The 10676-nt window shown below is 46.8% G+C and carries 10 protein-coding genes; 5 read left to right on the top strand and 5 right to left on the bottom strand.

Translation table 11 applies throughout. The features are described from left to right. Window positions 1-144: 144 nt before the first annotated feature. Window positions 145-573 carry an NUDIX hydrolase gene (locus QUA07_RS29055; RefSeq protein ID WP_333332486.1) on the bottom strand — a complete coding sequence of 143 codons (429 nt, stop codon included), beginning with the start codon at window positions 571-573 and terminating at the stop codon, window positions 145-147. Window positions 574-592: 19 nt separating this feature from the next. Between QUA07_RS29055 and QUA07_RS29060 the strand changes: the two genes are divergently transcribed. The 3 genes from QUA07_RS29060 to QUA07_RS29070 are packed head-to-tail and all read left to right on the top strand — an operon-like array spanning window position 593 to window position 3361. Then, a complete protein-coding gene (locus QUA07_RS29060; RefSeq protein ID WP_333086190.1) occupies window positions 593-745 on the top strand; it encodes a hypothetical protein in 153 nt (50 codons plus the stop codon). A gap of 4 nt (window positions 746-749) precedes the next feature. Beyond that, the gene (locus QUA07_RS29065; RefSeq protein WP_333332489.1) at window positions 750-1670 is read left to right on the top strand and encodes an alpha/beta hydrolase-fold protein; all 921 of its coding nucleotides are present in this window, start codon (window positions 750-752) and stop codon (window positions 1668-1670) included. Window positions 1671-1681: 11 nt separating this feature from the next. Next, window positions 1682-3361, top strand: coding sequence for a phosphatidylglycerol lysyltransferase domain-containing protein (locus QUA07_RS29070; RefSeq protein WP_333332492.1), 1680 nt, complete (start codon window positions 1682-1684; stop codon window positions 3359-3361). Window positions 3362-3570: 209 nt separating this feature from the next. On the opposite strand, the gene QUA07_RS29075 is transcribed toward QUA07_RS29070, so the two are convergent. From QUA07_RS29075 to deoC, 4 genes are all read right to left on the bottom strand, one after another. Next, entirely contained in the window at window positions 3571-4797 is a 1227-nt protein-coding gene (locus QUA07_RS29075; RefSeq protein ID WP_333332495.1) for a glycosyltransferase family 4 protein, read from the bottom strand. A gap of 27 nt (window positions 4798-4824) precedes the next feature. After that, the gene (locus QUA07_RS29080; protein WP_333332498.1) at window positions 4825-6396 is read right to left on the bottom strand and encodes an MFS transporter; all 1572 of its coding nucleotides are present in this window, start codon (window positions 6394-6396) and stop codon (window positions 4825-4827) included. A gap of 232 nt (window positions 6397-6628) precedes the next feature. After that, complete coding sequence (gene recO / locus QUA07_RS29085; protein ID WP_333332501.1) at window positions 6629-7504, bottom strand: DNA repair protein RecO; 876 nt, start codon at window positions 7502-7504, stop codon at window positions 6629-6631. A gap of 234 nt (window positions 7505-7738) precedes the next feature. Then, window positions 7739-8419 (bottom strand): deoxyribose-phosphate aldolase, encoded by a 681-nt coding sequence (deoC, locus tag QUA07_RS29090; RefSeq protein WP_333332505.1) that lies wholly within the window; start codon window positions 8417-8419, stop codon window positions 7739-7741. 414 nt (window positions 8420-8833) lie between these two features. Between deoC and QUA07_RS29095 the strand changes: the two genes are divergently transcribed. Both QUA07_RS29095 and QUA07_RS29100 read left to right on the top strand, forming a co-directional pair. Next, window positions 8834-9196, top strand: a complete 363-nt coding sequence (locus QUA07_RS29095) for a hypothetical protein (RefSeq protein WP_333215283.1) — start codon at window positions 8834-8836, stop codon at window positions 9194-9196. A 281-nt stretch (window positions 9197-9477) separates the two neighbouring features. Then, entirely contained in the window at window positions 9478-10617 is a 1140-nt protein-coding gene (locus QUA07_RS29100; RefSeq protein WP_333332509.1) for a transposase, read from the top strand. Window positions 10618-10676 lie beyond the last annotated feature (59 nt).

A 10676-nucleotide genomic window follows, 5' to 3' on the forward strand; every position in this document is an offset into this window, starting at 1 on the left:
ATTCAAGTTCGAGCGCCCGAATTCAAGTTCGAGCGGCCGAATTCACATTATAAGTAATTACCCGAACCTGATATAAATCACCGATAAATCATAGCAATCAATCTGCGTTAATCCGCGTGCATCGGCGGTTAACAAATCCTCACCCTACAAACGCGGCCGCAATCCATAATGACGGTAACGCCAATAATCGCGCAAAATCCGATCGTGATCGAAACACAATTCACGAGGAATCTGCCAAGATTCAAAAATTTTTAAACTTTTAGCATCATCGGCGGCTTGAGGTTCGCCCGTTGCAGAAGCCAAGAATACAATACTGATAGTGTGTTCGCGGGCGTCGCGATTTGGGTCAGAATAAACGTAAAACTGCTCAATTAATTCTACATTCAAACTTGTTTCTTCTAAAGCTTCGCGTTTTGCCGCCGTTTCTACCGCTTCCCCGTAATCGACAAAACCGCCGGGAATTGCCCAGCCGTAGGGAATATTGCGGCGTTCGATGAGTATGATCGGCCGATGGGGGCGATCGGCTAATTCGATGATAATATCAACTGTAGGAGCGGGATTTCGATAAGTCATACCATTTTAGATTAAAGAATTGAATAATGTATCGTTGCAGTTTAACTGTGGAACCGGCATCTTGCCCGTTACTGAGAATGCTGCACAATGTGCGATCGACCTCACCTACAGTTCTACAATATACTTGCATATAATGTACGGATTGCGATCGCCGACCAAAAAGAGAGATTGAAAGTATGCCTAAGTGGCTGGGAAAAGTTTTAGGTATCGGTACGGGTACAATCATCCTCCTCGGTGCGACTGGATACTGGTACGTTTTTATTGCCGGGGCACCTCAGTTAGACCCTCCGAAAGTAGTAGTAGATGCCAACTTAAATTTTGAACTCAAAACATATAAAAGTGCAGCTATGAATTCAGAGCGCACCTATGGCTTAATTTTGCCGCCTGGGTACGCAAATAATCTCAAACAGCGCTATCCAGTGATTTTTTTGCTGCACGGCGGGCACGGAGACGCGCGCGCTTATCAGGACAAAGCCGCTGTTACTTCTGTGCTTCACAATTTATATAAAAGCAAAAGATTGCCGCCATCAATTGTAATTACTCCTGACGGGAACGACAAGCGGGGTACGAGTCCTTTGTGGGACCCGCAGTATTTTGACGGGCCCAACGGTAAGGTGGGAAGTGCCATCGGCTCCGAGTTAGTGTCCATCGTAAAATCGCGCTACAGAACGCTGGAAGACCCCAAATTCTGGGCAATGGGAGGACAATCTTCCGGGGGTTGGGGAGCTTTTAATATCGGTTTGCGCTACTTGAATAATTTTAATATTCTGTTCAGCCACAGCGGTTATTTTACAGATCAAAGCGGCAAGGCTAACAGTCCTAAATATTTAGTGGAAAAACTCCCTGTTAAAGATAAACAGCAGTTGCGCGCTTATTTGGATGCGGGGGAAGCAGACGAAAAATTTCTGATTTCCACTCAACAGTTCCACGAGCAATTAAACAGTTTGGGTATAGCCAACGAGTTTAAAAAATTTCCGGGAGGACACGGGATTGTTGGCCCGGATGTCGGTTGGAATTATTGGCACAAGCATTTAGCCGATTCTTTGAGCTATGTTGGAAAACAGTTTAAAATATCACTGGCAACACAGAAAAATTAGAAAGGTCAACAGTGTTACCCCAAAAAACTAGGATTGGACTCTGGACTGCATCATTTTTAACCGGATTGGTAGGAGTTATTAACCTGCTGTCTGCTGTAACTCCCAGTTTACCCGATCGCCGAAATTGGTTGGAGCCATTTTTTCCTTTTCCCGTGCGTGCGGGCGGCCATTTTTTTGCAGCAGTTATCGGCTTTATGCTGCTAACTCTGGCCACTAATTTGTTGCGGCGCAAGCGGATTGCTTGGTTGCTGACGGTGGGATTGTTAATCGTTTCTATTGTAATTCATTTAGTCAAGGGATTAGATGTTGAAGAAAGCTTGCTTTCTGGGGTGCTGCTGTTTCAGTTGTTGGTGATGCGACAGACGTTTACGGCTAAATCCGATCGCCCTTCAATTGCTCAAGGAATCCGGGTTTTGCTGGGGGCTTTGCTGTTTACGCTGGCCTACGGGACGGCGGGTTTTTATATTCTGGATGGGGGTTTTCAAGTTAACGGACAAGCGGTTAATTTCGATTGGGACGATGCTATATTCCAAACTGTTGCCATGTTTTTTACGGCGGACAATGCGGGGTTGGTTCCGCAAACTCGGTTTGCTAACTTTTTTGCGGATTCGATTTATGCTGTAGGTACGGTAACGCTTGGTTACGCACTTTTAATGCTTCTGCGGCCGGTGCTGCTGCGAAATTCGGCAAGTATTTCGGAACGGAATAAAGCTCAAGAAGTTGTAGCAAAATATGGGCGGACAACCCTAGCAAGACTGGCGTTGCTTCAGGATAAATCTTATTATTTTAGTCCTTCGGGAAAAAGTACGATCGCCTACGTGCCGAAAGGTAGAGGTGCGATCGGTTTGGGAGACCCCATCGGGCCTGTTGAAGACCGCAAAGAAGCAATTCTAGGGTTTCAAGAATTTTGCTATCGCAATGATTGGTATCCAGCATTTTATCAAACTTTGCCCCAGGATCTAGAAATGTATTCTACTCTCGGTTTTCGAGTGGTGCAAATTGGCGAAGAAGCTATTGTCAATCTCAAAACTTTTACTCTCAAAGGCAAGAGCAATCAAAACTTGAGAACTGCTATCAACCGACTTACAAAAGCTGGTTATCAAATTGAATTTTACGAACCTCCTTTAAGTTCCGAATTGATACGGCAAATGAAACTTGTGAGCGACGAGTGGCTGCAAATAGTTCAGGGTGCGGAAAAAAAGTTTTCGGTGGGTTGGTTTGACGAGGCATATTTGCGGGAAACTCGCGCCGTAGCACTCCACACTCCCGACGGTAGAATTAGTGCTTTTGCTAATATGATATCGGCGGGAGATGGGGTAGTTGGAGTTGATTTAATGCGGCGTCGCACTGAGGTGGAAAATGGCACGATGGAGTGTTTGTTTGCTTCGATGTTGCAGCATTGTCAAGAATTGGGATATCAAGAATTTGATTTGGGTTTGTCTGCTTTGGCGGGAGTGGGAGAATCTGAGAAATGTGGGCGGTTGGAAAAGGTTTTAATTTATCTTTCGGCTCACTTGAGCAAGTTTTATAATTTTAAGGGATTGCACAGTTTTAAAGATAAGTTTGGGCCGCGGTGGGAACCGCGTTATTTTGTTTATCCGAGTTTGGGAAGTTTGCCGGATGTTGTGGTTGCTTTGATTCGGGCCGATTCGGGCGATCGACTTTTGGATTATTTGCGGCCGGGAGGGTAAGCGATTTTGGATTTTAGATTGGGGAGGAATGACTGGTTCCCAGGCGTTTGCCGAAAGGTGCCGTTAACTGGTTCCCAGGCTCTGCCTTAACTGGTTCCCAGGCTCCAGCCTGGTAACGAGTAAAAGAGCCTGGCTTGGGGCAAAGGAGGAGGCAGAGCCTCCGGATCTGCGTTCCCAGGCTAGAGCCTGGGAACGAGCAATCAAAACATTCATGCTAAACCCCGAATTAGTACGCGCTGCTTTTGCAAAACCTCTGAGTACAGCTTTTCCAACTCAGTAATATTCTGACTGAGAGTGTATCGCTCCATCGCCCGTTGGCGTGCTTTTTGACCAAGCAGCATTCCCAACTCAGGATGATCGCAAAACAGCGGCAGCAAGGTTTGCAACTGACTTCGTACCCGCTGAGTATTCAAAACTATCCCCGCGCCTTCCTCCAAGGCCTCGCCGTCAGCACCGGCATCGGTTGCCAAACAAGCTAAACCGCAGGCCATCGCTTCCAGCAGCGACAGCGACAGTCCCTCCACCAAAGAAGGCAAAATAAATACGTCTGCACCCCGCAGAATTTCGATCCGGCGTTCCTCCTCGGCAACAAATCCGAGCCACACAATGCCATCATCTTCGCCGTAAAACAGTTGCAGCGAGGCGGCTAGGGGCCCGTCGCCTACGATAGCCAATACGTTCCCAGGGCCAAAATTACAGTGTTTCCAGGCCTTGAGCATCGACTCGACATTTTTCTCCTGGGCAATGCGGCCTTGGTAAACAAAAATTCGATCGGCCTTTAATTCCGACTTCAACCCCGAAGGCCCTGGAGAATATTTAACAGCATCCACGCCGTTGGGAATCACAGCCACCCGTTCCTGTGGCACTCCCAACTTCACCAATATATCCCGCTGAATCTGAGAAAATACGATCGTCGAGTCGTAGTTAGCCAAAAACGGAGCGTACAGTTGATACATCAGGTGTTGGGTGCCTGATGTCAAATTCCGCAATTTGCGATCGAACGGCGGGTGAAAAGTCGCCACCAGAGGCAAATTCAATTCTTGACAAATTTCCGGCAGCAGAAAGTCTAAAGGCGAAAGCGTCAGGGAAGCGTGAACCACATCTGGTTTCAGCCGCCGCAGAGATTTCATCAGCACTGTGCGGGACTTGAGAGTGGGAATCGTATAAATTTGCGATTTGTAGTGACAGGGTAAAGAGACTTCGTTGCAACTGGCGGACGAGAGCGAAGTGGTATATGAGGTTTGAGTAATTCCCTTTCCCCATGAACCATTTGCCATGCTCCACCCCGTATTGTTCCTGTCCAGTGAGTCCGCCTCTTGGGCAAAGTGCAGGAAACTAACCTGGTATCCCCGGTCTAATAGTGCGTTGGTGACTTCCCTGGAGTAAGTGACGTTACCGCAAAAAGGTGATTTTTTTCCTAGCCAAGCGATGTGCATTCCAGTAAATCAGAGTTTGTTATTTATTTAGATTCGATCGACTTTGCTATTACTGCTACGGAAAATATACCAGGTTAAGACACCCCCAGCCATCGCTAATCCTGCTAAACCCAAAAATACTGTCGGCAAACCCAGAAATGTTTCGGCTACCCCGGCCAAAGCCAACGGTAAACTCAAAGCGATATTAGTGGCATTGTTTTGCAGCCCGAAGACTTTTCCCCGCATTTCTTCTGGAGTTTCTGCTTGAATTGTAGTCTGCATCGGCACTCCCACCAATGAGGCAAATAAACCCAACAGGGTAATGAACAGCACCGATAGCCACAAATGGTGTGTAAATGCAGAAAGGCCCATCAGAGCAAGTGCCATGCCAATCGAGCCGATTAAACTCAGTTGAGAGTGAGAAAATTTATGGCCGAGATAGCCGACTGTCGTCGCCCCAGCAGCCATGCCAACGCCCACCGCCGCCAGCAAAAAGCCAAATTGTGATGCTTTCATACCGGGGAGGATTTCTGCCAGCCGAACTGCTAGAACTGCCAAGGCTGCAAAAATGGAAAATAGAATAATTAGTTGAATTAAAGCATTGCGGACTTTCGGTTGATCGTTGATGTAACGCAGCCCATCTCGCAAATCTGCTAAGGGGTGCGGCGGTTCGTGTTCGACTTCGTTTTTTTCGCCTGTTTGCATCGACAGCAAGAGCACTCCGGCGAAGGCGTAACTTCCCCCTACTACTAATTCTTTGCCGATGCCGAGTCCGCCGCCGAGGTTGGAAAATAGGGTGTCGGCTAAAGCTAGTAAGGGTTCTCCGACTGCGAAGCCAATAATCACCGACCCCATCATGGTTGTGGTGTAGAGGGAGTTTGCTGATAGCAGGTGGCGGCGTTCCACAATTAGGGGAATCACTGACTGTTCTGCTGGGGCGAAAAATTGAGTTAGAGTCGAGACTAGGAATGTTACTAGCAGCAGCAAGCAGAATCCGAGCGGCAGTTGACCAAGTTCCCACCCGTCAGAGAGCCACAGTAGCACGGGCAAGGTTAACACAAAGGCTCCCCGGAGGAGGTTTGTGGCGACGAGCACTGCTTTTTTCGACCAGCGATCGACATACACGCCTGCAGCGGCCCCGAACAGCACTGCGGGAATGGTAAAGGCGATCATGATTGCCGATACCCACCTGCTGATGGTTTGATCTGGCGCTTGAAAGCGGCTGGCTACGAGGGCGATCGTCAGTACGAGATAAACTTTATCTGCTAGTTGGGAGAAAACTTGCCCACTCCACAATGCTAGAAAATTTGGGTTTTTGAGCACTGGCAGAAATCCCGTTTGTTTTTCGGGAATTTCGGCTACTGCTTCGGAGAGTTCTGCTGCTGGCTCTGGTGTGGGAACCGGGGGGATTGCTTCGGGCTGTGGGCTATTGCCCTTGTTCCAGTCTGGTGCTGGAGTTGTGGGGTATTTATCCATTTCTGGGTCTGGGACGTTGCTCCATTGTCGATCGGCGGAGACGGGATAAGAGTCAAACTCTGGAAAATTTTCTCGTTCTTCCATCTTGTGGTGGGTTACGGCTAAAACAGATATTGTCAAATCAGAATCAGACAGTCGCATCATAGAATTTGGGGTGGATAGCCTGGGGTGGTTGAGGTTGGGGGGATGGGAATTTGAATTTGAGGTGGTTAACCCCTAAGTTTATTAATAATCTCGTAACTTTATCTCTATCTATTATCTGATGTCGCAACAACCTTGAGAATTTACCTGAAATTGCCTACAGGTTCGGGTATCCCCCCGGCTGGAGGTGCGATGTACGATCGCCCCTTCACCTATTTAAATCCACACTCAAAATTTAAAACTCAAAACTCTCTAGGTAGGTGTCGATCGAGCTTCCCGACCGAATCGTGCAACCTAAATGATACTGGGCATATTGTCGCAAAATATTTTCTACTGATACCCAAGTTGTTCGATCGGCAATCCCCTCTCCTAGTTCTGGACTAGCCAACTGTTGCAGCGCTGCTAATTCCTTAGCATTAATCTCGAAATTTGTCAAGTGTTTGCTGCCATTTGTTTGCCGGGAACGGGAAGCGGATTTGTACAAGCTACCGATTTCTGAAGAGAGTTCTGCCTCTAGGTTAGCTAGCTCGGACAAGCTGAAGGTTCCCCCAGAGGGTATACTAAACCCGGTTTGCCAGTTCGGATCGGTGAAATTTGGGATCAGCGGCTGTCTGGTGGCGCAGCAAACTTGGACTTGGGGCGCGAGGCCGGCTAAGGCTAGCAGGTGAAAAATGCCGTGGCTGAGGTGGGCGACAAGCACGGCGGCGGATTGGATTTCTGTGCGATCGGACAAACGCTCTAAACGGCTCAAATGTTCGCCCAGCAACCAAAAAAGTTCTTCTTGGGGCTCATCGGAAAGGGCGCTGGCGATCGCTAATTCGGCCAGATATTGCGCCGCGGAGAGTTTTCCGAGGTTGCGGCTCAAACCCGGATGGGATTGTACCGTGTCGGCTTGGGTAATTTTGTCGAGCGATCGGCCTTTGGCAATTAGCAATTCGTTGACAACAAATAATTCACTTCTACCGCCAATGGTCGATCGTTGTTTGCGAACACCCGGTGCTACGGCTCGAATTAAGCCGAATTCCCGCGTCAAAATTGTCAGCACTCGATCGGATTCGCCCATCGGCGCACTCTTAAGATTGATTCCAGTTGCTTTGTAAGTTCGAGTCACTCGATTTTAGATTTTAGATTTTAGATTTTAGATTTACAAGGACAGTAGCAAAAACAGTCCGCGACGCAGAACTTTTATTAGATACTCGTTACCAAGCTCTGCCTGGTAACGCAGATCCAGAGGCTCTGCCTCCTAATCCCAGCCGAGGCAGAGCCTCTAAATATGGATTCCCAGGCCGAGGCTTGGAACCAGTTAATGACTAATGACAATTGCCCACTGTCAACTGACAACTGTCTAATGACTTTTATCTAAATTATCCCGCTGGCGAAGTAATTCAGGCCCGCGAGAAGTCCCCAAACGAGTTGCCCCAGCTACTACCAAATCTAGAGCTTGTTCATGAGTACGAATTCCGCCCGCCGCTTTAATCCCGATCCTTCCCTTCGTAACTTCTTTCAGCAGTCGTACATCGTCAACTTTCGCCGGGCCAAAAAAGCCAGTGTTGGTTTTGATGTAGGCGACGCCGGCTTCCATACAAATCTCAGCCGCTAATTGTTTTTCGGCATCGGAAAGGAGCGAACTTTCGATAATTGCTTTAATGGTGAGATTGGTTTCTTCGCAAATTTGGGCTAGTTCCCGGTGGAATTCGTCGATTCTTCCCGCTTTCAACAATCCTAAGTTAACGGAGACATCTAACTCTACGGCTCCATTATCTGCTGCTTCTAGAGCTTCGTAAACTTTCACCGTTGAAGTCGAAGCACCGGTGGGAAAACCTATAACTGTACAGACTTTGGGACGTTTGCCGTGCAGCAGCTCAACTGCTTGTCTGACGTAGGCGGGATACACGCAAACTGTGACAAAGCCAAATCTCTCTGCTTGTTGGCAACAGTGTTCTACTTGCTCTGGCGTAGCGGTGGGGTCGATCAGGCCGTAGTCGATCAAGGGGGCAATATCGATGTCTGCCTGGTTTGCAGCCATTGCTGTTTTTTCTCCGAAGTAACTACTTCCTTATTATGTAGCGAATTTACCAAAATCTTCGACCGAAAGCAGCCTGGGTACAACCCCCCGGATTCATCCGTGAGGTCGCTTTCCCCCATTCTTCAATCAAAAATCAAAAATCAAAAATCGATTGACTTTACTCCGACCTCGATCAAGTACAAATATTCAATTCGCTGCTCGTAAAAACTCTTGTGGGAATTGGTTTCTCAATTAAAATCAAAAAAATAATATTTTGGTATCTGCCTTTAGATACATTTTTGATCTTTCTTTAGGTATACTTTGTTAAAAGGAGTTACGGTAGAGCCTGCGTCGGCTACGCTATGGCAGAGCCTGGTAGCGGCTACTGTTTTTACTTTTAGTAGTGCTTTAAAAACATAAAAGCCAGTGCCAAGCATGAATCATTTAGAACTCGAACAAGAAATTGGGAAGATGGCTAGAGCGATGATGACTCGCAATAGCTTAATTGGTAAGGATTTGATTGCGGATCTCAGAGGGAGGCTGCCTGTTGACAGTTTAGCTGCTTTGATGATTGTCAGTATTGAGCGTTTGATTTGGTATGACTGTGAGTCCGTGATCTGGAGTTTGAGTTATTTGATTCCTGCTGACGTGATGGAAGAAATTCGCCGAATCACTGCCCTGGTTGTTTGCCAGCGGTTGATGGGCAAGGGTTTTGTGCTGGGGAAAGATTTTAGTATTGATGGAACAGGCCAGTTGATGTTGAGTGAGAATGCTAAAACAGCAGTTGTGGTTGCTTAAATTGGGCAAGCAGAAGTAGAAGCTATTAGCACTAGGAGATTTGCAGTTAGACTTGGGGCGCCCTAGGACTCTTTGTGTAACTGCAAACCTAATTCGGGATGCGGTGGTAAGAGTTGCGTGATTCACCGAAGAACGAGACGGAAGCCCCTGGCTTTAGACATGGGGAGGAAGTCGGTAGCGGTTTCAACCGCCGACCATATTTTTTGATTGGTGGTTTTGTAGGCATACTTGAATCTTTAATCAAGAATACTATGCTAATATAAACCCAGGAGGAAAACAGAGTGTATGGATGCCAGCAAAATCTAATTAGTCCAGACAAAGACTTGAAAGCAATCTTAGAGTTTTTGTGCAGTGAAGCCTCAAAGTTAATTAATTGTGGAACTTATTATGCCCGACAACTATTCTTCAAAACGGGAAGGATACCGAGTAAAGCCAAGCTGCATAAAGTTCTAGGAACGGACAATCGGAACATTCATTACAAAGCTTTTTATTCAGATACCGCACAGCAGATATTGAGTAGCGTGGCTGAATCTTTCAATTCCTATGTAGGCTTACTGGCTGGAGTTAAAGAAGGGACAGTGACGCAACATCCAAGACTTCCTGGATACAGACAAGGCGGATTAGCGCTGGTGACATTTACAGGTAGATCGGTCAAATTAAAAGATGGAATGTTACGATTTCCTTTAGGGAAGCAAATTAAAGCTTGGTTTGGCATAGATGCGTTCTATCTAACCATGCCATCTAACTTAGAACATTCTTCTATTCGAGAGTATAGGCTCTTGCCTAGAAATGGATGTTTCTATCTGGAATTGGTTTACCAAAAAGAAGCTGTCCAATCCTCTGTTACCGTTGATTCTGTATTGATGATAGATCATGGGATGGACAACTGGATAACTTGTGTTAGCAATATTGGAACTTCATTCATCGTAGACGGAAGGCATCTCAAGTCCATCAACCAAGGCTATAACAAACGAGTGGCAACCTTGATGTCGGGAAAAGATAATGGATTCTGGTCGAAAAGACTGGAACGGCTGACCGAAAACAGAAATAGAACAATGCGGGATGCAGTTAATAAAGCTGCTCGTAAAGTCATCAATCATTGTGTATCATCCCAGATAGGTACAGTCATATTTGGATGGAACACGAATCAGAAAGATTTGATAAATATGGGTACAAAGACCAATCAAAAATTTGTTCAGATTCCCACGAGTAGGTTAAAAGATAGAATAGCTCAACTGTGCGAACAGTACGGAATCAAATTCGTCGAAACCGAAGAATCATATACTTCAAAAACTTCATTTCTCGATGGTGACGAACTGCCTAAAGTCGGCGAAAAACCCGAGTGGTGGAAAGCTTCTGGAACAAGAGTAAAACGTGGATTATATCGGACAGCGAAGGGGTGGCTAATTAGGGCTTGCTGAATATATCGATGGCACTTGACGTAGCCTGGGTTATGCGCTCGCGAGAGCGAGGGTAAAGT

The organism is Microcoleus sp. T3_A4 (assembly GCF_036700465.1).
GTDB lineage: Bacteria > Cyanobacteriota > Cyanobacteriia > Cyanobacteriales > Microcoleaceae > Microcoleus.

Coding starts and splice junctions, on each gene's coding strand:
- QUA07_RS29095 (WP_333215283.1), top strand. CDS start 8,834: ATGAATCATTTAGAACTCGAACAAGAAATTGGGAAGATGGCTAGAGCG.
- QUA07_RS29080 (WP_333332498.1), bottom strand. CDS start 6,396: ATGATGCGACTGTCTGATTCTGATTTGACAATATCTGTTTTAGCCGTA.
- QUA07_RS29055 (WP_333332486.1), bottom strand. CDS start 573: ATGACTTATCGAAATCCCGCTCCTACAGTTGATATTATCATCGAATTA.
- QUA07_RS29065 (WP_333332489.1), top strand. CDS start 750: ATGCCTAAGTGGCTGGGAAAAGTTTTAGGTATCGGTACGGGTACAATC.
- deoC (WP_333332505.1), bottom strand. CDS start 8,419: ATGGCTGCAAACCAGGCAGACATCGATATTGCCCCCTTGATCGACTAC.
- QUA07_RS29075 (WP_333332495.1), bottom strand. CDS start 4,797: ATGCACATCGCTTGGCTAGGAAAAAAATCACCTTTTTGCGGTAACGTC.